This is a genomic window from Pseudoalteromonas sp., assembly GCF_018402495.1.
Classification (GTDB): Bacteria; Pseudomonadota; Gammaproteobacteria; order Enterobacterales; family Alteromonadaceae; genus Pseudoalteromonas.
The window spans coordinates 177,385-201,448 of record NZ_JAGYIU010000001.1; the positions used below are offsets into that span (position 1 = coordinate 177,385).

At 40.8% G+C, this 24,064-nt stretch carries 20 protein-coding genes and 1 pseudogene; 14 read left to right on the plus strand and 7 right to left on the minus strand.

The annotated features are described in order from the left end of the window. The first annotated feature begins 199 nt into the window (after positions 1-199). From tig to KG708_RS00850, 6 genes and pseudogenes are all read left to right on the plus strand, one after another. Complete coding sequence (gene tig / locus KG708_RS00825) at positions 200-1,504, plus strand: trigger factor (RefSeq protein ID WP_213607695.1); 1,305 nt, start codon at positions 200-202, stop codon at positions 1,502-1,504. A gap of 159 nt (positions 1,505-1,663) precedes the next feature. Next, positions 1,664-2,281, plus strand: a complete 618-nt coding sequence (gene clpP / locus KG708_RS00830) for an ATP-dependent Clp endopeptidase proteolytic subunit ClpP (protein WP_013465450.1) — start codon at positions 1,664-1,666, stop codon at positions 2,279-2,281. A gap of 130 nt (positions 2,282-2,411) precedes the next feature. Next, positions 2,412-3,695 (plus strand): ATP-dependent protease ATP-binding subunit ClpX, encoded by a 1,284-nt coding sequence (gene clpX, locus KG708_RS00835; protein ID WP_213607696.1) that lies wholly within the window; start codon positions 2,412-2,414, stop codon positions 3,693-3,695. Between the two features lie 149 nt (positions 3,696-3,844). Further along, positions 3,845-6,205, plus strand: a complete 2,361-nt coding sequence (gene lon, locus KG708_RS00840) for an endopeptidase La (protein WP_213607697.1) — start codon at positions 3,845-3,847, stop codon at positions 6,203-6,205. Positions 6,206-6,381: 176 nt separating this feature from the next. Further along, positions 6,382-6,687, plus strand: a pseudogene (locus KG708_RS00845) (HU family DNA-binding protein); the annotation flags it as partial. 173 nt (positions 6,688-6,860) lie between these two features. Further along, positions 6,861-8,762 (plus strand): SurA N-terminal domain-containing protein, encoded by a 1,902-nt coding sequence (locus KG708_RS00850; RefSeq protein WP_213607698.1) that lies wholly within the window; start codon positions 6,861-6,863, stop codon positions 8,760-8,762. Positions 8,763-8,814: 52 nt separating this feature from the next. Here KG708_RS00850 and KG708_RS00855 read toward each other — a convergent pair whose 3' ends face one another. The 6 genes from KG708_RS00855 to pspF are packed head-to-tail and all read right to left on the minus strand — an operon-like array spanning position 8,815 to position 15,166. Beyond that, positions 8,815-9,576, minus strand: coding sequence for an ATP-binding cassette domain-containing protein (locus KG708_RS00855; protein ID WP_213607699.1), 762 nt, complete (start codon positions 9,574-9,576; stop codon positions 8,815-8,817). Continuing rightward, positions 9,576-10,568, minus strand: coding sequence for an oligopeptide/dipeptide ABC transporter ATP-binding protein (locus tag KG708_RS00860; protein ID WP_213607700.1), 993 nt, complete (start codon positions 10,566-10,568; stop codon positions 9,576-9,578). Before KG708_RS00860 ends, KG708_RS00855 begins: the two co-directional genes overlap by 1 nt. Beyond that, a complete protein-coding gene (locus tag KG708_RS00865) occupies positions 10,569-11,462 on the minus strand; it encodes an ABC transporter permease subunit (RefSeq protein WP_213607701.1) in 894 nt (297 codons plus the stop codon). It lies immediately after the preceding gene. Then, entirely contained in the window at positions 11,449-12,483 is a 1,035-nt protein-coding gene (locus tag KG708_RS00870; RefSeq protein WP_213607702.1) for an ABC transporter permease, read from the minus strand. Before KG708_RS00870 ends, KG708_RS00865 begins: the two co-directional genes overlap by 14 nt. Continuing rightward, the gene (locus KG708_RS00875; RefSeq protein WP_213607703.1) at positions 12,483-14,090 is read right to left on the minus strand and encodes an ABC transporter substrate-binding protein; all 1,608 of its coding nucleotides are present in this window, start codon (positions 14,088-14,090) and stop codon (positions 12,483-12,485) included. Before KG708_RS00875 ends, KG708_RS00870 begins: the two co-directional genes overlap by 1 nt. An 11-nt stretch (positions 14,091-14,101) precedes the next feature. Next, entirely contained in the window at positions 14,102-15,166 is a 1,065-nt protein-coding gene (gene pspF / locus KG708_RS00880; protein ID WP_213607704.1) for a phage shock protein operon transcriptional activator, read from the minus strand. A 186-nt stretch (positions 15,167-15,352) separates the two neighbouring features. Between pspF and pspA the strand changes: the two genes are divergently transcribed. From pspA to KG708_RS00920, 8 genes are all read left to right on the plus strand, one after another. Beyond that, positions 15,353-16,012: a phage shock protein PspA gene (gene pspA / locus KG708_RS00885; RefSeq protein WP_213607705.1), complete on the plus strand. Its 660-nt coding sequence runs from the start codon at positions 15,353-15,355 to the stop codon at positions 16,010-16,012. Positions 16,013-16,075: 63 nt separating this feature from the next. Beyond that, entirely contained in the window at positions 16,076-16,309 is a 234-nt protein-coding gene (pspB, locus tag KG708_RS00890) for an envelope stress response membrane protein PspB (protein ID WP_008111014.1), read from the plus strand. Continuing rightward, complete coding sequence (gene pspC / locus KG708_RS00895; RefSeq protein ID WP_013465440.1) at positions 16,306-16,704, plus strand: envelope stress response membrane protein PspC; 399 nt, start codon at positions 16,306-16,308, stop codon at positions 16,702-16,704. Before pspB ends, pspC begins: the two co-directional genes overlap by 4 nt. A gap of 62 nt (positions 16,705-16,766) precedes the next feature. Then, positions 16,767-18,185, plus strand: a complete 1,419-nt coding sequence (locus tag KG708_RS00900; RefSeq protein WP_213607706.1) for a YcjX family protein — start codon at positions 16,767-16,769, stop codon at positions 18,183-18,185. Beyond that, positions 18,182-19,210, plus strand: coding sequence for a TIGR01620 family protein (locus tag KG708_RS00905; protein ID WP_213607707.1), 1,029 nt, complete (start codon positions 18,182-18,184; stop codon positions 19,208-19,210). Before KG708_RS00900 ends, KG708_RS00905 begins: the two co-directional genes overlap by 4 nt. Before the next feature lie 135 nt (positions 19,211-19,345). Next, a complete protein-coding gene (gene megL, locus KG708_RS00910) occupies positions 19,346-20,527 on the plus strand; it encodes a methionine gamma-lyase (protein ID WP_213607708.1) in 1,182 nt (393 codons plus the stop codon). A 238-nt stretch (positions 20,528-20,765) separates the two neighbouring features. Further along, positions 20,766-21,563 (plus strand): phenylalanine 4-monooxygenase, encoded by a 798-nt coding sequence (gene phhA / locus KG708_RS00915; protein WP_213607709.1) that lies wholly within the window; start codon positions 20,766-20,768, stop codon positions 21,561-21,563. A 34-nt stretch (positions 21,564-21,597) separates the two neighbouring features. Next, entirely contained in the window at positions 21,598-21,942 is a 345-nt protein-coding gene (locus tag KG708_RS00920; RefSeq protein WP_013465435.1) for a 4a-hydroxytetrahydrobiopterin dehydratase, read from the plus strand. A 63-nt stretch (positions 21,943-22,005) separates the two neighbouring features. Here the strand turns inward: KG708_RS00920 and KG708_RS00925 are convergent, their stop codons facing one another. Further along, positions 22,006-24,036, minus strand: coding sequence for a BCCT family transporter (locus tag KG708_RS00925; RefSeq protein ID WP_213607710.1), 2,031 nt, complete (start codon positions 24,034-24,036; stop codon positions 22,006-22,008). Positions 24,037-24,064: the final 28 nt, after the last annotated feature.

Consider the following 24,064-nt stretch of genomic DNA (forward strand, 5'->3'; position numbering starts at 1 on the left):
TCGACTATCAAAAATATTAGGTTATAATGCCGCGTCTATTTGTTTAATAATATAGTGCCCTAAGGGCAGAGCAGCAATGGTATCTCCTGGTAGGACGGATTTTTTTAAGCTCCAAAGCTTGAATTTTATCAAGACGCCTATAGTTACTTTGTTTGTAAGGAAGGCGAACAGTCGCCAAAATTGAATATTGAGGTAAATCATGCAAGTTTCTGTTGAGACGACTCAAGGCCTTGAGCGCCGTCTGACCATCACCGTTCCTGCAGAGAACGTTGAGACCGAAGTAAAAAAACGCTTACAACAACTGTCAAAAACGCAGCGTATCGACGGTTTCCGTGCTGGTAAAGTACCAGTATCAGTAATCAACAAGCGTTTCGGATTAGCTGTTCGTCAAGAAGTTGCTGGCGAAGTAATGCAACGTAATTACATTGAAGCAATTGTAGCTGAAAAAATTAACCCTGCTGGCGCACCTACATTTGCTCCTAAAGCACTTGAAGCAGGTAAAGATTTAGAGTTTTCAGCAACATTTGAAGTTTACCCTGAAATTGAAGTTCAAGGTTTAGAGAAAATTGCTGTTGAAAAACCAGCGGTAGAAGTGACTGATGAAGACTTAGCAAATATGCTAGAAACACTTCGTAAGCAACATGCTTCTTGGGCTGATGTTGATGCAGCTGCTGGCGAAAAAGATCGTGTAACAATTGATTTTGTTGGCACTATTGATGGGGAAGAGTTCGAAGGTGGTAAAGCTGAAGACTTCCCTCTAGAGCTTGGCCAAGGTCGCATGATCCCAGGTTTTGAAGATAACATCGTAGGTAAAAAAGCAGGCGAAGAAGTGGTTGCTGATGTAAACTTCCCTGAAGATTACCATGCTGAAAACTTAAAAGGCAAAGCAGCTCAATTTACTATCACAGTGAAAAAAGTTGAAGCGCAAGAGTTACCTGAATTAAGCGAAGAGTTTGCAACTAAGTTCGGTGTTACCGAAGGCGGCGTAGACGCGCTTAAAGAAGAAGTTAAAAAGAACATGGCACGTGAGCTAGACCAAGCGGTTAAAGCTAATGTAAAAGACCAAGCCATTAAAGGTCTTTTAGAGCAAAACGACGTTGAAGTGCCTAAAGCATTAATCGACCAAGAAGTTAACGCATTACGTGAGCAAGCGGCTCAACGTTTTGGTGGTAACGGTCAAAATATGCCTGAGCTTCCTGCTGAATTGTTCCATGAGCAAGCTGTAACACGTGTTAAAACTGGCCTATTATTAGGTGAAGTGATTAAAGCCAACGATATCAAAGTTGATGACGCTAAAGTTGAAGCATTGATTGCTACTGTAGCTTCTGCATACGAAGATCCAAGTGAAGTTGTAGAATACTACAAAGCAAATGATCAACTAATGCAGCAAATGCGTAATGTAGCAATGGAAGAGCAAGCTGTTGAAGCTATTTTAGCTAAAGCAACTGTGACTGATGTTGAAAAAGCATTTGATGACATCATGAATCCACAGCAAGGTGCATAATAAGTCATTGACTTAAGCGCTCGCTAACGATTAAATGGCTCGTGTTACTCTGTTTATGCAGTGTGCCCGGGCCATTTTAGTTTGTGGTTCTTAATTAGCTAAAAATGATCATTATGCTTTTCTTAGAATAAGTATAAGCGCATAAGGAATTAAATAAGTATGAACACTGGTATGACAGATCCCCTAAACGCATTAGTCCCTATGGTTGTTGAGCAAACAGCTAAAGGCGAGCGCTCGTTTGATATTTATTCGAGGCTATTAAAAGAGCGTATTATCTTTTTAACGGGCCAAGTTGAAGACAACATGGCAAACCTGATCTTAGCGCAAATGCTATTTTTAGAATCAGAGAACCCAGAAAAAGATATCTTTTTATATATCAATTCACCGGGTGGCTCTGTCACTGCGGGAATGGCTATTTACGATACAATGAATTTCATTAAACCAGATGTAAGTACCATCTGTGTAGGCCAAGCGGCTAGCATGGGCGCATTTTTACTGTCTGGTGGCGCGAAGGGTAAACGCTTTTGTTTACCAAATTCACGCGTGATGATTCACCAACCGTTAGGTGGATTCCAAGGTCAAGCGTCTGACTTTGAAATACACGCAAAAGAAATCCTGTCTATTAAAGACAAGTTAAATCGCTTAATGGCTGAACATACAGGGCAACCGCTTGACGTTGTTTCACGCGATACAGACCGTGACAATTTTATGAGTGCAAGCCAAGCTGTAGATTACGGTATTGTTGACTCAGTATTTACTAATCGCGGTAGCAAGTAAGTATGCCTGCAAGCAATAATGCTTGTTAATGAGAGTTACTATGCGAAAAACACTAAATTTGGTATAGTTAAAGCGTATTAAAATAGCCACCAAGACTTTGGTGGCCAACGTAATAAAATGAGGTAGCTGAATGTCTGATACTCCTACAGACGGCGACAAAAGTAATAAATTGTTATACTGCTCTTTTTGTGGCAAAAGCCAGCATGAAGTTCGAAAATTAATTGCAGGACCTTCAGTATACGTTTGTGATGAATGTGTAGAGCTGTGTAATGATATTATCAGGGAAGAAATTAAAGACATCGCGCCTAAGCATGATGCCGCTGATAAATTACCTGTGCCAAAAGAAATCCGTAACCACTTAGATGACTACGTTATTGGTCAAGACCATGCCAAAAAAGTGTTATCTGTAGCGGTTTACAATCACTACAAGCGTTTACGCAATCAATCAACAAAACAAGACGTTGAACTAGGTAAAAGTAATATTTTATTAATAGGTCCAACGGGTAGTGGTAAAACATTATTAGCTGAAACGCTCGCGCGTTTACTCGATGTACCCTTTACTATGGCCGATGCCACTACACTAACCGAAGCCGGTTATGTAGGCGAAGACGTTGAAAACATTATTCAAAAGCTTTTACAAAAATGTGACTACGACGTAGAAAAAGCACAACGTGGTATTGTTTACATTGATGAAATTGACAAAATTTCTCGTAAATCAGACAACCCATCAATTACACGTGATGTATCAGGTGAAGGTGTACAACAAGCCTTACTTAAACTGATTGAAGGTACAGTGGCATCTGTTCCTCCGCAAGGCGGGCGTAAGCATCCACAACAAGAGTTTTTACAAGTAGACACCTCTAAAATACTGTTTATTTGTGGGGGGGCATTTGCTGGTCTAGATAAAGTGATTGAACAACGTAGCCACAAAAACACCGGTATTGGTTTTGGTGTAGACGTTAAAGAGTCGGCAGCGAGCCGTTCTTTAAGTGAAACATTTAAAGATGTTGAGCCAGAAGATTTAGTTAAATATGGCTTAATCCCAGAATTTATTGGCCGTTTACCTGTGGTTGCTACTTTAACCGAGCTTGATGAAGCTGCGCTGGTGCAAATTTTAAGTGAACCTAAAAACGCTATTACTAAACAGTTTTCAGTGCTGTTTGGCATGGAAGATGTTGAGCTTGAGTTTCGTGATGATGCATTGCGTGCAATTGCTCATAAAGCGATGGAGCGTAAAACCGGTGCGCGTGGTCTTCGTTCAATTGTAGAAGGAGTATTGCTTGATACTATGTATGAGCTTCCTTCAATTGATAATGTAAGCAAAGTAGTTGTTGATGAAACTGTGATTAAAGGTGAGTCTGATCCTATCTTGATTTATGACAGCAGTAATCAAGAGCAAGCAGCGGCAGATTAAATTCTGAACGAATAATTTTAAAAAGGAGCCAACGGCTCCTTTTTTTATAATTAATTTAACCGAGTTGACAAAAATTGTTGAACTTTAATTAGGTTATCCCCATATACTTGAGTAATCTTTAAATAAATGAAGTGCAAAGAGAAAATACAATGACGCTTGAGAGAAACGATCGAGTCGAAATCCCTGTGCTAGCACTACGCGATGTGGTGGTGTATCCACACATGGTGATCCCGCTTTTTGTAGGCCGTGAAAAATCAATAAAATGCCTTGAAGCGGCGATGGATAAAGACAAACAAATTTTCTTAGTTGCACAAAAAGATGCAACCGTAGATGAGCCAGAAAAAGACGATATTTATCGTGTTGGGACAATTGCCACTGTACTTCAATTATTAAAGCTACCTGATGGTACAGTAAAAGTATTAGTTGAAGGCACGCAACGTGCGAATATTGAAGAATTTGTTGATAACGAAGACTTTTTTGTTGCAAATGCACAGTTTATTGAATCGAACTCAGTGAACGAGCAAGAACAAGATATTTTTATTCGCAGTGCATTGAGCCAGTTTGAAGGCTATGTAAAATTAAATAAAAAAATTCCACCTGAAGTAATGACCTCAGTCTCTGGTATTGATGAGCCTGCGCGTCTTGCTGACACTATGGCTGCACATATGCCATTAAAAGTGCCTGAAAAGCAAAAAGTACTCGAAATATCAAGCGTGACAGAGCGATTAGAGTATTTAATGGCGCTAATGGAAGGTGAAATAGATTTATTGCAAGTTGAGAAAAAAATTCGTACCCGCGTTAAAAAGCAAATGGAAAAATCGCAACGTGAGTATTACCTCAATGAGCAAATGAAAGCGATTCAAAAAGAGTTGGGTGAAATTGATGACGTACCGGATGAATTTGAAGCGTTGAAAAAGCGCATTGAAGAGTCTGGCATGCCATCAGAAGCGAAAGAAAAAGCCACAGCTGAGTTAAATAAGCTTAAAATGATGTCGCCAATGTCGGCAGAAGCCAGTGTTGTTCGCTCATACATAGATACGTTAATTAACGTACCGTGGAAAAAACGCTCTAAGGTGAAAAAAGACTTAGCCGGCGCGCAAAAAATATTAGATAGCGATCACCACGGCCTTGATAAAGTCAAAGAGCGCATTATTGAGTACCTCGCAGTACAACAGCGTACCAATAAACTTAAAGGGCCAATCTTATGTTTAGTTGGACCGCCGGGTGTAGGTAAAACATCACTTGGGCAGTCTATTGCGCGTTCAACGGGTCGTAAGTACGTTCGTATGGCACTCGGTGGCGTTCGTGATGAAGCTGAGATTCGTGGGCATCGTCGTACTTACATTGGCTCTATGCCTGGTAAGTTAATTCAAAACATGACTAAAGTGGGCGTTAAAAACCCATTATTCTTGTTAGATGAAATTGACAAAATGTCAGCGGATATGCGTGGTGATCCTGCATCAGCGTTATTAGAGGTGCTCGATCCGGAGCAAAATAGTCACTTTGCTGATCATTACCTTGAAGTTGATTACGATTTATCTGATGTGATGTTTGTTGCAACTTCAAATAGCTTTAATATTCCAGGCCCTTTATTAGATCGTATGGAAGTTATTCGTTTATCGGGTTACACCGAAGACGAAAAGTTAAATATTGCAAAAGAGCATTTAATTCCTAAGCAAATTAAACGTAATGGCCTCAAAGACAAAGAAGTTGAGATTGCCGACAGCGCCATTATTGGGATTATCCGCTATTATACGCGAGAAGCAGGTGTACGTAATTTAGAGCGAGAAGTCTCTAAGTTATGTCGTAAAGCGGTTAAAAACATCTTAATCGAAAAAGACATTAAAACTGTCACTATTGATGCAGATAATCTTGAAGAATACTTAGGTGTTCAGCGCTTTGATTATGGTAAAGCGGAAGATGGTGACCGCATTGGTCAAGTTACTGGCCTTGCGTGGACAGAAGTCGGTGGTGATTTACTCACTATTGAATGTGCTGCGGTACCGGGAAAAGGTAAGCTAACTTACACCGGCTCGTTAGGCGATGTAATGCAAGAGTCGATTCAAGCGGCAATGACGGTAGTACGTAATCGCGCAGATGAGCTGCGCATTAACAGTGACTTTTATGAAAAACGCGACATTCACGTACACGTACCTGAGGGTGCAACTCCTAAAGATGGCCCAAGTGCGGGTATTGCCATGGTTACATGCTTGGTTTCAAGCCTAACCGGTAATCCGGTACGTTCTGATGTCGCTATGACAGGTGAAATTACCTTACGTGGAGAAGTATTGCCAATTGGAGGCTTAAAAGAGAAATTATTAGCCGCTCATCGTGGTGGAATTAAAACCGTCGTTATTCCTAAAATCAATGAACGTGACCTAAAAGAGATACCTGACAATGTTTTGGCGGGTCTTGATATTCACCCAGTTACTTGGATTGATGAGGTATTAAAGCTGGCTCTAGTGCATCCGGTTGATAGTTTTTCAGTCGAAACATCGAAAAAGCAGTAAAAAAGCCAAAAAAAGTGCTTTTAGGGGCTTTTCAAATCTAAACGGTATGATAAGTTAAGCACTGGTTTTCAAGCCTAGCCCTTGTAGGGCCTAGGCTTAAGAAAAATATAATCATGTGAGCTTTAAAAAAATGCTCAAAATTTCAAAACAGTGATGTTAGTTTAAAAAAACAATCGCTCTTGATAACAACAATGAAAGAGGATGATATTGTGAATAAATCTCAATTAATCGATCAAATCGCAGCTGATGCTGACATTTCTAAAGCGGCTGCTGGTCGTGCTCTAGATTCATTCATCGAATCTGTATCTGGCGCGCTAAAAGATGGCGACTCAGTTGCACTTGTTGGATTTGGTACGTTTTCTGTACGCGAGCGTGCTGCTCGTGCAGGCCGTAACCCACAAACTGGTGAAACAATTCAAATTGCTGCCGCTAACATCCCTGCTTTCAAAGCCGGTAAAGCGCTTAAAGACGCAGTAAACTAATCACTGTATAAACAAATTAGTTATGGCGAGTTAAATTAACGCTTAATTATTCTAATTGATGAATTAAGTTACTTTACCGCCAGTTACTTCAAGTGAAAAAGCGTATCTGGTAAGATACGCTTTTTTTACATGTGACAAGGTAAAAATGCCTTGATCAGAAAAGAGATTAACAAATGCTTGAGAAAATCAGAGAAGGTTCGCAAGGACCGGTAGCCAAAGTCATTTTAGGCGCGGTGATTTTATCTTTTGCCTTAGCTGGGATTGGTAGTTATTTGGGTCAAACCCCAGAACAACCCGTTGCTGAAGTAAATGGAATTAAAATTAGCCAAACAGAATTTAGCCGTGCGTTTCAAAATGAACGTAGCCGCTTAGAGCAACAATTTGGTGAGTATTTTACCCAAATAGCAGCTGATCCAACCTACATGGCTCAAATACGCCAAGGCGTGATTGACCGTTTAGTACAACAAGAATTACAAAGTCAGTTAGCCTCTGAGCTGGGTCTTCGTGTGAGTGATGAGAGTATTCGTCAAACAATTTTAGAGCTACCTTACTTTAAGATTGGCGATCAGTTTAATAACGACCGCTACTTACAAGTTATTCGTCAAATGAATTTCCAACCGGATTCATTTAGAGAATATCTGCGTGATGATATGACACGAAGCCAGTTAGTATCTGCGGTTGCAGGGACTGATTTTGCGTTGCAAAACGAGCTTAAGTCAGCCATTGCACTACAACAACAAACGCGAAGCATTGACTATTTAGTAATTGATAAACAAGCAATGAAAGCTGATGTTGAAGTCACAGAGCAAGAAGTTGCAGATTACTATGAATTAAATGCAGGGCAATTTTTATCACCTGAACGTATTTCGGTTAATTACATTGAGCTTAATGTAGCCGATATTGATGTTGCATCAGTAACTGAAGACGATGTAAAGGCTTATTATGAGCAGAGTAAAGCCCAGTATGTTGAGCCTGAAAAACGTCGTGTATCGCATATCTTAATTGATAACAGCGAAGATGATGATATGGCAAAAGAGAAAGCGGAGTCTTTGCTAGCACAACTAAATGCTGGCGCTGATTTTGCGCAATTAGCAGAATCGTCGTCAGATGATATTGTTAGCGCCGAAATGGGCGGTGATTTAGAGTGGATTGAACGTGATGTTATGGAGCCTGCATTTGAAGAGGCTGCTTTTGCTCTGCAAAACAAAGGTGATTACTCGGATGTAGTTGCCTCTGAGTTTGGTTACCATATTATTAAACTGACAGACATTCAATCGCAGCAAGTTAAACCGTATGACGAGGTTAAAGCAGATTTACGTGCTGAGCTTGAGCAAGCTGAAAAAGTGGACGCGTTTTACGAGAAACAAACAGAAATGGGTGCGTTAGCATTTGAAATTTCTGACCGCTTAGACGATGCCGCTGAAGTTGCGGGTGTTGAGGTTCAATCTACACCATTACTAGCGCTTAACGCACTTCCTGAGCCACTTAATAACCCAGGGGTTATTACAGCCTTATCATCAGCTGAACTACTTGAAGATAAAGTAAATTCAGAAGTGATTGAGCTAGGTAGTGAGCACGTAATTGTGGTTCGTGTAAACGAGCATCAACCGGCTGCAACCAAAGCACTAAGCGAAGTAAGTGAGCAAATTAAAACACGCTTAGTAAATGAAAAAACCTCAGCGCTTGCTAAAGAAAAAGCCCGTACCTTATTTGCTCAGATTAAAGACGGTAAGAGCTTAAACGACATTGCTGCTGAGCAGTCACTGAGCGTGCGTAAAGAGTCGCAACTTACTCGTCAAAGCCCAGGTGTTTCACCAGCTATTGTAACTCAAGTATTTAAAATGGCGCATCCAAACGATGGTGCAGTTTATGATGTTGTTAATTTAAATAATGGTGATGCGGCTATTGTGGCACTTAATTCAGTCACAGACGCACCAGTGAGTGACACCATTGAGCCACAAATGAAGCAAAATATTACCATGGCCCAAGCACAGAAAAACTACACGGTATTTATTGAGTCACTCAAGCAACAAGCTGATCTCAATGTACCAAAAACAGCGCAACCTGTTGAATAAGGCATGAGCTAAATTAAAAAAGGCGCCATCTGGCGCCTTTTTTGTTTTTGTCTTAACAGCTTAGTAAGCGTTGAGTGATCTTTGATTGTGGGCTTTGAAAAATAGTTTCTGTGTCACCGTATTCAACAATTTCACCTTTGTTGAGCACAACTAGTTGGTCGCTAATATGACGTACTAAACTTAAATGATGAGTGATCAAAATATAGGTTAAACCAGTTTCTAGCTGCAGTTTGAGTAATAAGTTTACTATTTGCGCTCTTACAGAGGGGTCAAGCGACGAAAGCGCTTCGTCGAGTACAACAACCTTAGGGTCTAAAATAAGTGCACGAGCGAGCGCTACACGTTGTAATTGCCCAATACTAAACATATGCGGATAATATTGTTGGTGATCAACCAATAAACCCACCTTAAGTAACGTACTATCAATTTTTTCGCTGCGCTGAGCTTGATCAAAATCAGTATTAAATTTTAGGCAATCATCAAGCATTTCTGCAATGGTCAGTGCTGGGTTTAGTGAGGTGGCTGAATCTTGAAAAATCATCCGAATATAACGACACTGAGCATCGCGCTGACCGTTATTTTCAATGGTGTTATTTTCTAATAATATTTGTCCGCTGTCTGCACTATAAGCACCGACTAACAGTTTAGCAAGGGTACTTTTTCCTGAGCCCGTTTCACCAATAATGGCAATCGTTTCACCTTTACCAATACTAAATGAGATATTTTTTAGTACCTCAAATTTTTTACGGTTAAATAAGCCCGCACGTATGTTAAAGGTTTTTGACAAGGCCTGAACTTTTAACAGAGGTTGCATTATTTTACTTCCTTGATCAATGGAAAGTGACAGGCATAACTATGGCCATGGTGCTTAGAGAGTTTAGGGGCAACCACACACTCTTTTTGTGCTTGTGGGCAACGTGGGCCCAAACGGCAACCAATAGGTAGATGTTGTAATGTCGGTATGGTGCCCTTAAGCGCGTAAAAAGGTTCTTTATGGGCTAAGCCATGCTCATAATCAGGTAAGCTTTTTAATAGCGCTTGTGTGTACGGATGACGTGGTTGACTAAAAATGCGCTGCGTTGGTCCAGCCTCAACCATTTGTCCACAATATAAAACATGAATACCGTGCGACCAATTCACTATTTCTTCTAGCTCGTGAGAAATCATCAAAATAGACATGTTTTTTAGCTGATTCAGACTTTTTAATAACCTAAATACTTGCGCACGAGTGGTACTTTCTAGCGCGGTTGTTGGCTCGTCGGCGATCAACAATTTAGGTGTACGTGCAATGGCCATGGCTATCATGACTTTTTGGCAAACGCCCTCGGAGAGTTCATGTGGGTAGCTATCAAGTACCGCTTCATGATTTTTAATACCCACTTTGTGTATTAAGGCTTTAACACGGTCTTTACGCGCTCGGTTTCGTTTTAAGAAAAACCCTGTGGTGGCCACTTCGGGCAGTGTTTCAGCTATTTGATTAAATATTTTTGCGGTAGGGTCAAGGCAACGACTTGGGTCTTGATAAATCATCGCAATATCTTGGCTGACGGTTTTACGGCGCTGCTCTGGTGTTAGGCGCATTAAATCGACACCACGCCAATGCATTCTATCGGCGGTTATCACCCAGCGCTCATTCAGCACACCTACAATCGCTTTTGCAATTAAGCTTTTGCCTGAGCCTGATTCTCCCACTAGAGCGTGTACTTCGCCTTCTTTTAAACTAAAACTTACGCGGTCAACTGCGCGAATTGTCGTTTCAGCTGTTTGCAGCTCAATAGTTAAGTTTCGAATATCTAGTAAATGCATTTAATCAGCCTTACGCGCTTGTAAAACTTTGCGAAGTCCATCACCCACTAAGTTTGTTGAAAGTACGGCTAAAAATAATAATACACCCGGAAGCGCGACCGTCCATGGTGCTAAATAAATAAGCCCTAAGTTTTCGGCTAAAATAGCGCCCCATTCTGTCGTGGGGGGTTGAGCGCCAAGCTTTAAAAATCCCAGTGCGGCAATATCTAAAATAGCTGTAGAAAGTGCCATTGTAAAAATAACCACAATATACTCATACACATTAGGAAAAATACCACGGGATAAAATATGCCAATTTGAGGCGCCATCAAGTCGATACGCAGTGACGTAATCTTTACCTAGCTCATCAACGATTAGATTTCTGATGGAATGAATAAATTGTGGTAACAGTGCTAAAATAATTGCCCAAACGGTATTCATCAGTCCAGGACCGAGTATGGCAATAATAATAATGGCCAGTAATAATGACGGAATGGATAAAGTCACATCAAGTAAATGGTTCAAAAAACTAGCGCGTAGTCCTTTGCTAATACCAGCAAATGTACCAACTAATACACCAATCATGGTGGTAATTAGCGCAGCCACTACCGACAAACCAAAAGTATAAGTTGCGCCATTCATTAAACGTGAAAGTACATCTCTGCCTAAATCATCAGTACCTAAAATAAACCGCACATCGCCCATTTCATTCCACGAAGGAGGCAGTAACAAGGCATCACTGTGCTGTTGATTTACCCCATAGGGGGCAAGAAAAGGCGCTGTTGCGGCTAAAATACAAAAGGCAATAAACACCCATAGGCCAACCAATGCAGGGTGGTTATTTTTAAATTTTCGCCATAGTCTTGCTAATGGCGATTTATTTGCATCTTCTGAAAATAAATTAAACTTTGCCATGCGCTTGGTTCCGTGACAGAGGATCGAGTAGGGTGTATGTTAGCTCGGCCATAATGGTTGCAATAATAATAAATAAAGAGACGGCCATTAACCCGCCTTGTATGGCAGGATAGTCACGTTGGTAAATACTGTCGATTAACCAACGGCCAATTCCTGGCCATGAAAAAATAACTTCAGTGATCATAGCAAGGGTTATTAAGGTGCTAAACTGTAAGCCAATCTGCTTTATTACCGGTAGTAATGCATTTCTAAGGGCATGATGAATAATAAGTTGTCCACGATTAAGCCCTTTAGCTCGCGCTGTTTTTATATAGCTTTGATCCATTACTTTTAACATCGACTCGCGAGTAAACCTCACTAGTACAGTTGTTGGATACATAGCCAGTACAATAGTGGGTAAAGTCAAGTGATGAAGCGCATCAAGCATTGCCATGCCATTGTAGGGAAAATCAGCTAGTAAAATATCAACCAAGATAAACCCCGTACTGGCGGGTATTTCGTAAAGTAAGCTAACCCGGCCCGACATAGGAAACCAACCAAGCTTGAGAGAAAACACCATGATAAGGAGTAAAGCGAGCCAAAAAATAGGCATAGAATAGCCAACGATAGCTGTTGAGCTAATTAGTTTATCAGGCCATCTTTTGTAATAAGCCGATGCCAAAATACCTAAAGGTACGCCCACTACAACAGAGATGAGTAGCGCATAAATGCTTAGCTCCAATGTTGCAGGAATTAAATCAAGGATATGCTTAAATACACTATCGCCAGAAGCAAACGATACTCCCCAGTCGCCTTGCAGTATGCGGTCTAAAAATGCAATGTACTGAATAAAGTAGTTGCTATTAACGCGATATTTTTCTTCTAATAGCGCGCTTTGTGCGAAGTTAGTGTTTGATACTCCACTTAAGTTACTTAATACATCGCCAGGGAATAAATAGCTTAGCGAAAAAGTGAATATGCTTAGTAATAACACCATAAAAAACAACAGTCCGAGGCGGCGTAAAATATAATCTAATATCATTACTTTTTCCTCGCATTCGCTAATGAAATCGCGCCAAACGGACCTAATGTGATCCCTTCAACCTCAGCACTGCTAGCCTGGAAACGCATGCCATGCGCTATTGGATACAAAGGTAATTGGTCAATAATCATACTTTGTGCAGCGTCATAGTACTGTTTGCGCAAATTTAAATCGGTAGTATCCAACGCTTTGGTTAATAGTAAATCAAATTCAGGGTTACACCAGTTTGCTGGGTTTTTACCGCTAAATGTTGCGGTACAACTTAATAAAGGGCTAAAAAAGTTATCAGGATCGGGCGTATCAGCAGCCCAACCTAATAAAACGCTGTCGTGGCGATGCTCACCAATACGTTGAATAAAGGTGTTCCATTCGTACTCGACAATATTGACCTTAACACCAATTTTGCTTAAATCGCTTTGCATTAGCTCAGCCATTTTTCGCGCATTGGGATTGTAAATACGGCTGACAGGCATAGCCCAAATGCTCATATTAAACCCTTTTGGAAACCCAGCTTCAGTTAATAGTTTTTTTGCAAGTTGTGGATCGAAAGTTGGCATGTTCTTCTGTGGTTCAAACGCCCACGACGTTGGCGGCAACATGGATTGCGCTCGAAGCCCATTACCGTAGTAAACTGCTTGCATTATTTTATCTACATCAATGGCATGAACGAGAGCTTGGCGAACCTTGAGGTTATCAAACGGAGGGCGCTCGGTATTAAATGCCCAGTAACCAATATTTAAGTTAGTTTCTTTTTCAACATTTATGTCCTCACGCTGAGCTAAAATACTCAATTGGGCACTGCTAGGGTGCGCAGTTACATCGCATTCTTTAGTTAATATTTTTGCAATACGGGTGGTGCCATTAGGCGTAATATCGTAAACCAACTGCTCAAGTGCTACCTCATGCTTCCAATAATCAGGGTTCTTATAAAAGCGAACTAAATGGTCGCGCCGATACTCTTTGTAAATGAAAGGGCCAGTACCAACAGGGTATTGATCAAATAAGTTTTCTTGATTATTAGCTTTGAGCGCCATCGCGTATTCTTTAGAGAGTACGACGGCAAAGTCGGTGGCCATATTGGCTAAAAAACTGCTTTCAGGGTTAAATAATTCAAATCGCACTTGGTGATCAGACACTCTGACAATTTTACGGATCAGTTGGTCAAGACCGACGCTTTGAAAGTAGGGATAATTAGCATCACCGACAAAATGATAAGGATTGTATACATCAAATAAGCGGCTGAAAGTGAAAATAACATCATCAGCGTTAAACTCGCGGGTTGGAGTAAAATACGCGGTGGTATGAAATTTAACACCTTTGCGTAGTGTAAAAGTAACAGACTTACCGTCTTTACTAATTTTCCAGTCGGTGGCTAGTTCGCTTTTAAATTGGGCGGTTACGGGGTCAATACTAATTAACCGGTCGTATAACTGGTTAGCAATTATATCAATAGTCGACCCTGTCGTTGTAACTTGTGGGTTAAACGACACAGGATTTGCCTCGGCGCAATAAACAAGGCCTTGACTCTTCTCTTCTAAGATTTCTTCTTTACTATCAATGCAACCGAATAAACTCAATGATAGTAAAGCAAGTAATAATTTATGCACCCGCACAACCTCTATTGTTCAAGCAAATTGTATTTTTTCAAATAACCACGTAGTTGATGATACGTCAAACCCAGTACTTCTGCAGTCTTCTTTTGATTAAATTGGCTATGTTCTAATGCTTTTTTTATTAATGTTATTTCAAATTCATTAGAGAGCGTTTTTAAGTCACAAGGAAACTCTGGTTCTTGGCTATTTGAGCTTTGCATTTCAGGTGTGTGTGTAGGCTGAGTTTGAGTCGGTTCAGTGTGAACTGCAACAGGAGTTTGTGCATGTTTAATACGTGCTTTGGGTCTAAAACGACTTTCAAAAGGGTCTAATATAATTTTATGTACAGGAATATGCTCATTGCCATGGCGGTAAAGGCTGCGTTCTACTACATTTTTGAGCTCACGCACATTACCCGGCCACTCATAACTGAGCAAACTTTCTTGTGCGCTGCGCGTAAAGCCACTAAATAGTGCCCACTCTAGATCGCGTGCCATGTTCATTGCAAATTGCTCAGCCAGTAACATAATATCGTCTTGGCGTTCGCGTAGCGGCGGAAGGGTAATGACATCAAACGCGAGTCGATCGAGTAAGTCGCTTCTAAATTCACCTTGCTGTGCTAAATGGGGTAAGTCTTCATTCGTTGCACAGACTAAGCGAGTATCTACTTTAACTGTTTGTTTGCCACCCACACGCTCAAACTCACCGTACTCGATTACCCTTAACAGCTTTTCTTGCACTAAGGCAGAAGTATTTGCCAACTCATCTAAAAACAAGGTGCCGTTATTAGCACGCTCAAAACGGCCTTCATGGCGTTTACTGGCGCCGGTAAATGCACCGCTTTCATGACCAAATAACTCGCTTTCGAGTAGGTTTTCGTTTAATGCCGCACAGTTGAGTTTTATATAATTTTGGTCCCAGCGCTTGGATAAAAAGTGTAAACGTGCTGCAATAAGCTCTTTACCAGTACCGCGTTCACCAATAATAAGTACGGGTTTATCTAGGTGTGCTAGCTGCGAGACCTGATCAAGAACCGATAAAAAGCTATCTGATTGGCCGAGCAAATTATCCTGTTGGCGGTATTGACTCATATTTCCTAACTCTTAGTCATTTTTACTAACAGTTAGTGTATTTCATTATGGTAGATAACAAAAGTAATTTGTAGTTTTCATTTAAGTGCTTGAAACTTATTGCTATTTTTAAATTTTAAAAGTTGGCAAGCATATTGATACTAATAAAAGCAGACACATTTAGATTAAATAATAGAGGTATATGTTATGGGAATTTTTTCACGTTTTGCAGACATTGTTAATTCTAATATCAATGCCATTTTAGATAAAGCAGAAGACCCTGAAAAAATGGTTCGTCTTATTATCCAAGAGATGGAAGATACACTGGTAGAGGTACGCTCTACATCAGCAAAAACACTCGCTGAGAAAAAAGAATTAGTACGTCGCGTAGATACACTAAAAGCCCAAGTAAACGATTGGCAAGACAAAGCCGAACTGGCACTGAGCAAAGATCGTGACGATTTAGCACGCTCAGCCTTACTTGAAAAGCAAAAATCAGCCGATGCTGTCGCTGCCCTAGAAAGTGAACTTGATCATGTAGAGTCTCATATTGAAAAGCTTCAACAAGAGGTTACTACATTACAAGAGAAGCTAGCGGATGCCAAAGCACGTCAAAAAGCGATCATTTTACGTCAACGCTCGGCTGAGTCGCGCCTTGAAGTTAAAAAAGCGCTTGATAGTTCAAAAGTAGAGGATGCACTTAATCGTTTTGAACGCTACGAAACTAAAATTGATGGACTAGAATCTCAGATAGAGTCTTACGATTTAGGTAAAAAAACGTTAGCGGATGAAATTGCAGACTTACAAAAGAATGAAAAAATTGATGACGAGTTAGCTGAACTTAAAAAGAAACTCGCGAATAAATAAAAGTATATCAGGGGCCACGTGCCCCTGAGATTAACATTGAATACGGATTGTCAGGAGAGGATTATGTTTGATCCAGAGATATTAGTTGCCCCCTTTATCTTGTTTATGATTTTTGTTGCACCACTTTGGCTAATTTTACACTACCGAAGCAAAAAGCAAGTAAGTCAAGGGTTGAGTGAGCATGAACATCGCCAGTTATTAGAGCTTGCACAAAAAGCTGAAAAAATGGCTGATAGAGTAGAAACATTAGAAGCGTTGCTTGATCAAGAGTCACCTCAGTGGAGACAAAAAGTATGAACACTAAACGCGAATTATTCAGAGACCCACAACGCGGCAAAATAGCGGGCGTATGTGCCGGTTTAAGTGACTACTTTAATATGGAGTTATGGTTAGTTCGCATTATATTTGTTAGTGCGGTTCTGCTAACGGGTGGCCCATTATTTGTGGTAGCGTATATTGCAGCGTGGTTTATTTTAGATAAAAAGCCTGCCGCAACCCATAAAACGCATTCAACGTACAGCGATGACCCACTAGAAGTGAAGTTTAAAGTATGGCAAAAGGGCGAGCCACCTCGACGCGCATTACAAGATTTAAAAGAACGTTTAACGCGTGTGGATGTTCGCTTACAGGAAATGGAACGTTATGTTACTTCAAGCGAATTTACGGTCAGTCGTGAAATTAATAAACTTTAAGGATTGATAAGCACCTTGTTTGTAACGTGACTAATTACGGCAGATAGGGTGTAAAACACTTTATGAGCCAATCATTTGCAAAAAAGACCTTTAAAAGTGTTAAAGGCAAAGCACAAAAAGCCCTGCATCGTAGTTTAGATCAACACGTTAAGCTTGCCGTAACGGGGCTAAGTGGCAGTGGTAAAACCGCATTTATAAGTGCGCTAGTTAAGCACTTAACCTCTCAGGCCAATGACAACAACTTACCGTTTTTTGATGTGATGCGTGAACATCGTCATATTGCTACCAAAATTGTGCCCCAAGAGGCATTAAACGTCCCCACTTTTGATTATAACCGTGCCATAAATACCTTATTACCAATAGAAGGTGAGCCTGCTTGGCCGGCATCTACAGAACGAATAAACACCTTACGTTTGGCAATTAAATACCAAAGTAATGCGGGACTGCGAGGTCATTTTTCACCGCAATCAACGTTATACCTAGATATTATTGACTACCCAGGCGAATGGCTGCTCGATTTACCTATGCTTGAACAAAGCTATACTGCGTGGTGTGAACAGCAATACCCGTTATTAAATCAGTCTCCTCGCAGCGCTACCTCAGGCGATTTTTTACACGCCGTAGAGCAGCTTGATTTACATGCCCCTGTGGATGAAAGTGAGCTTGCTAACATTGCACAACTTTATCAACGCATGCTAGTAGGGCTAAAAAAAGACACCAAACTTGCGATGCTACAACCCGGACGAATGTTAATGCCAGGCGACTTGCAAGGTGCGCCGTTATTGTTATTTTTTCCAATTAACCCTGAAATGATGAAAGATGATGTGGTGGCGGGTTCTAATTTAGCGCATTTAATTAAACGCTTTAATGCATACGTAAAAGAAGTGGTTAAGCCATTTTATAATGAGCATTTTCGTCACTTTGACCGCCAAATTGTGTTGGTTGATGTACTCAGTGCATTAAATGAAGGCCATGACACTCTGCATGAGCAAAGTCGTGTTATTAATCAATTGTTGGCACATTTTAGTTATGGAGAGTCTGGCTTTTTTAAACGTTTATTCAAACCGAATATTGATAAAATATTGTTTGCAGCTAATAAGTCAGATCACATCAGCGCTAAGCATCATAAAGCGTTAGCCTTGTTACTCGATTCGTTAGTTAAAGAGCAAAGTAATCATTTAAAGTTTGATGGGGTACAAATTGAAACTATGGCTATGTCATCAATTACCGCAACCCAGCCTCGCCAAGTGGTTGATAAAGGTCAAACCCTTGATTGCGTTTACGGTAAACCTTTAAATGAGCATGAGTGGCTGACTTATTTACCACCAGAGCCGCCAAGTAGAATGCTTAATAAAAGTGAGTGGCCAGCGCAAGGGTTTGAATTTTTGTCATTTTCGCCGATGCCAAGCCCCGACAAGCAACTTAAACATATTCGATTAGATCATGTGATGCAGTACTTGCTAGGAGATAAATTAACATGAGTGAGTCAACGCAACAGTTTCAAGCAGGGCGTCGTATTAGTGCACAAAGTATTGAGCAAAACGAGCCTGCGTTAACACCCGCTAAAATTATTGAACACGGACAAAGTGATTACACCTCTGAGTTTGAGGATGATGCGCTTGAGCCTGAAGTTGATTTAGAGCCGGTGTATAAAAAGTCAAAATGGCAAACGCTCAAAGGTGTGTTTGCGCTCAGCTTTATTATTTTAGTACTGCTAGAGTTTGGGTTTTCTATTGTGCTTGCTTATCAGCAATCGCTTATTTTGGGCAGTGTTTATTTAACCGCCGTGGTAAGTGCTCTGCTATTAATAACAAGATTGTTATGGCGAGAGTATCGGATGTTGCGCAGTTTAAAACGTAATCAGCTGCATCGCCATGAAGCCGATAGGCTATTAAACAGTGAGCAAGTGGGTGGTGCACTCCCTTGGCTTGAAAAATTGAACAAGCACCAGCAGTTAGATAATTTTGAAAACTTTAAAAACCAAGTTGCTACGCACCATAGTGATAAAGAAATAATGACACTTTACGCTAATAGCTTACTGGTAACGCAAGACACCCAAGCTAAAAAGCTTATAAACCGCTTTGCAACAGAGTCAGCCTTATTAGTCGCATTAAGCCCTCTTGCGCTGGTGGATATGATAGCGGTGCTATGGCGCGGTACAAAATTAATTGAACAAATAGGTAAAATTTATGGCATTGGTTTTGGTTACGCCAGTCGCATTAAACTCTACCGAATGCTGTTAAAACAAGTCATGTTTGTAGGCAGTGCAGAGCTTGTATCTGATTTAGCGGCCACGGCACTTAGTGCTGAGCTATTAGGCAAACTTTCAGGGCGAGCCGCACAAGGCGTCAGTGCGGGTATATTTACAGCTCGTATAGGCTATAAAGCCATGGAATTAAGCCGACCATTACCGCGTCTTGAAAATAAACGCAGCTTGTTAAAAGAAACTGTTCAAGGGATTGCGAGTAAAATTATGAGTCGCACAAAGAGAGCCCAGAGTAAATAGTTGGCAATATTTGTGTACAGCTTTTTGAGTAAAGTTTGCACAAATAGCCATCTGAGCATCCGGCATGCTTGTGATTTAAAGTGCGGTGCGTTTTATTTATGTAATTGACACACATAATAAAAACGAGAGCACACAATGAGCAAGCATCATCCACACACCCAATGTATCCATGGCCCACAAAAAGCCAATGATCCCCATGGCGCATTAACCTCGCCATTATACCAAACATCGACATTTCATTTTGAAAATGCCGCCCAAGGTGCTGCACGGTTTGCTGGCGATGAGCCCGGTTATATTTATACGCGTTTAGGTAACCCTACCACCACTGAACTTGAACAAAAAGTAGCGCAATTAGAGGGCTGTGAGGCAGCGGCGGCAACAGCTACAGGTATGGGGGCGGTATCGGCTTCGGTACTGAGCTTTTTATCACAAGGCGATCACTTAGTTGCATCAAGTGCGCTTTATGGCTGCACCTTTGCCTTTTTTGCGCATATGTTGCCGCGTTGGGGCATTGAAGTCACCTTTGTGGATATGACCAATGAAGATGAGTTACGTGCTGCAATACAGCCTAATTCAAAAATGATATTTGCAGAGACACCGATAAACCCAACGATGGCCGTTATTGATTTAGCACTTATTGGTGATGTAGCAAAACAGCATAATTTAATAAGTGTGGTCGACAATACCTTTTTAACGCCGCTGCTGCAGTCACCTAAACAATACGGCATCGATATTATTATGCACAGTGCTACCAAGTATTTAAATGGTCACGGCGATGTAGTCGCAGGTATTGTGTGTGGATCCCTTGAGCACATTACACATATTAAAATGACGGTGTTAAAAGATATAGGCGCGACGATTAGCCCACACGATGCATGGTTAATTAACCGAGGTTTAAAAACATTAGCTATACGGGTAGAGCGTCATTGTCAGAGTGCGCAAACGATTGCTGAATATTTAGAGGCTCACCCTCAAGTGAGTAAAGTGTACTATCCTGGGCTTAAGTCACACCCAGGTCATCGGTTTATTGGTAAGCAAATGAAAGCCGCTGGCGGTGTTATTGCTTTTGAAATTAAAGGGAGTTTAACCGACGGTGAGCAGTTTATTGATAGCATGAAGCTATGTACCTTAGCGGTTAGCTTAGGCGATGCCGAAACGCTTATTCAACACCCCGCATCGATGACCCATTCGCCTTACACACCCGATGAAAGATTAGCAGCCGGAATTAGTGATGGTTTAATTCGTTTATCAGTTGGGCTTGAAGATGTTAACGATATTATTAACGATCTCAACCAAGCATTTACTAAAATAGCGTAAGGTGTAATTTATTATTTACGGTAATTTCGATCTGTAAGTGCTTATATATATAGGGTGTGTTTTTATCTTTGCTTTGGTGTAATCATAAATTTACGATCTGCGTGATCTGCGAAAGTATTGATCTAAGTCAAGCTATTAAACTTTTGTTCACTTTTGCATAGTATGGCTACATCGAATAGCCGAGCACGTGGCTATTATTTTGACACCGATTTAGGGTTTAAACCCAAAGAAGGTATTTATGGCTAAAGCAAGTAATTACACCTCTAAAACACCAGATGAAAATGGCGTTATACACTGGAGCGATGAAGAAAATAAAATTTGGTCTGAGCTTGTAGCACGCCAACTTGCGTGCATTGAAGGCAAAGCCTGTGACGAGTACATGCAAGGGTTAAAAAAAATCAATCTACCGCATGATCGTATTCCACAGCTAAGTGAGCTAAACGAAGTGCTATTGGCAACAACAGGTTGGCAAGTAGCCCCTGTACCTGCACTAATCGACTTTGATGAGTTTTTTAGACTACTGGCCAACAAGCAGTTTCCTGTTGCTACGTTTATTCGTAGCCGTGAAGAATTTGATTATTTACAAGAGCCCGATATTTTTCACGAAATATTCGGCCACTGTGCCATGCTAACAAATCCTGACTTTGCTGAATTTACGCATAAGTACGGGCAACTAGGTTACGCGGCAGAGAAAAAAGACCGCGTTTATTTAGCGCGCATGTATTGGTTTACGGTTGAATTTGGCTTGATGCAAACCGAAAAAGGGTTACGAATTTACGGCGGCGGAATTTTATCAAGCCCAGGAGAAACCCAATACGTGTACTCAAATACACCAGAAATCAATCCAATGAATGTGTTAGACGTGCTGCGCACGCCATATCGTATCGATATTATGCAGCCTTTGTACTACACCATTAATTCGATTCATGATCTGTTTGAAATATCGCAAATGGATATAATGACTTTAGTTGAGCAAGCTAAATCGCTTGGTTTGCACGACCCTAAGTTTCCCCCAAAAGAAAAATTAGCTAGTTAATTTTTAAAAAGTAACGCTAAACTAAGGATTTAAAATGTCTTCATTAAGTGAACAAAAATGTGAAGCCTGCCATGCAGATGCGCCAAAAGTATCAGATGCAGAACTGGCTGAATTAATAAAAAAAATTCCTGACTGGGTGCCAGAAGTACGCGACGGTATTATGCAATTAGAGCGCGTTTATAAGTTTAAAAACTTTAAGCAAGCCATTGCATTTACTAATAAAGTTGGCGATATGGCGGAAGACGAAGGCCATCACCCAGGTCTATTAACCGAATGGGGCAAAGTAACCGTGACTTGGTGGAGCCATTCAATTAAAGGTTTGCATAAAAACGATTTTATTTGTGCCGCTAAAACAGACGATGTATTTAACGCGCTGTAATTAATTAGATTAGAATAAACAAAAAGGCACTGCAAAGTGCCTTTTTTATGTGTGGTTAGTTACTTAGGTTTTATCTGCGTTTAACATGTCATCATGCTCAGCCATATCCCAAGGAAGTTCGCCTGGGCTATTACCTAGAAAGTGTAAGTAGTTCTCAAACTGATCAAGAATATCTTTCACAATACCATCTTCACTATAGCCATAAACATCGTATGACAGACCACCACGACGTAAAAATACATCAGCCTTATAATACATTTCAGTATTATCATTATCTGTCCGCAGCTCTGAGTAAGCAAAGCTCGGCATAGGGTGTTCAGTGAGGCGAATATCGTAAACAAAGTCAACATGTTCATGGCGCAGCACCGTTAAATGAGCGCGGCCTAAATTCGTATCAAATTCCACCACTGCATGCCATTTTCGAGACTTTAATTCAGCTTGTACGGCTTTCATTGCCTCTACCACCACAGTGCCAATAAATGTGTGCACTTTTTCTTTATTAGGGTAGTCAACCATGGCTGCTAAACGACGCTTCCAATGAGATAAATTAATGTTACGGTTACTTAGAGTATGTGCTTGTAAGCTGTTGTCTCGGTGGCCTTCAATTTTTAGAGCGCGCCATAGCCCCGTAGTTGCGATAAGCATAATAATAGCAAAGGGTAAGGCGCTGACTATAGTCATAGTTTGCAAAGCACTGAGGCCGCCTGCAACTAATAGAACAGATGCTACAGCGCCTTCAAGTATCGCCCAAAACACGCGTTGCCAAGCCGGCGTATTAATGCTTCCTCCAGAGGCGAGTGAATCAATGACTAAAGAGCCTGAATCAGATGATGTAACAAAAAAAGTTATGATCAAAATGACAGTGAGCAGTGAAATGAAAAATGACAGTGGTAACACTTCAAATAATTGAAATAATGCGACGGCATGATTTGCTTGTACATCGCCAATAAGCGTATCAAACCCCTCATTCATAATTAAGTTAAGTGCCGTATCACCAAAGACTGAAAACCATAAAAAGGTAAAAATAGTGGGAACTAACATTACCCCAACAACAAATTGTCGGATGGTCCTGCCACGGCTAATTTTTGCGATGAACATACCCACAAACGGTGCCCACGCAATCGTCCAGCCAAATATAAATAAAGTCCAGTTACCAATCCAATCACTGCGACTATAAGCTTGTAAATTAAAAGTACGCTCAACAATACCGCTTAGGTAGCTGCCGGTATTTTGTAAAAATGATTCTAAGATGTGAATAGTTGGGCCAATTAAAAACACAAAAGTCATTAGTGAAACCGCTATGGTCATATTCACAATTGATAATCGCTTGACCCCTTTATCCATACCGGCTACCACTGAGAGTGTTGCTGCCGCAGTAATTACGGCGATCGCGGTAATTTGCACTGTGGTATTAATAGGGATGTTTGGCCATAAGTAATGTAGGCCAGCATTTATTTGGGTAACCGAAAGCCCTAGTGTAGTGGCAATACCAAATAAAGTACCTAATATGGCAAATACATCCACAGTATGGCCGATTGGGCCATAAATTTTATCGCCAATAAGTGGATACAAGGCAGAGCGAATAGACAGTGGTAAGCCATGGCGAAATGCAAAATAAGCAAGCACTAAACCAACAATTCCATAGATAGCCCAAATATGAAATCCCCAATGGAAAAAGGCAATTTGCATTGCCTGCTTGGCGGCATCAACGGTTTCAGCCGCACCCGATGGCGGGGATGCGTAATGCAGCACAGGTTCAGCAACACCAAAGTAAAGCAGTGCCACGCCATAACCGGCAGAAAAGAGCATGGCAAACCATTCACCAAAGCTGTATTGTGGCTCTGCATGATCAGGGCCTAGTTTTATATTCCCCCAGCTAGAAGCCGCGACTGAGACAATAAATACCAAGAAAATAGCGACAGACAACATATAAAACCAGCCAAAGGTTTCTGTTATCCACGCAAGGGCGACACTAAATACCTGACCAGCGAGTTCAGGGTTACTACTTGTACCAATCACCAAAAGTAGAATAATAAATACTGCAGGCAAAAATACAGGTAGCAAAATGGTTGAGCGTAAAGCAGTTTTTGTCATATTAATCCTTAATATTAATTGCTAACTT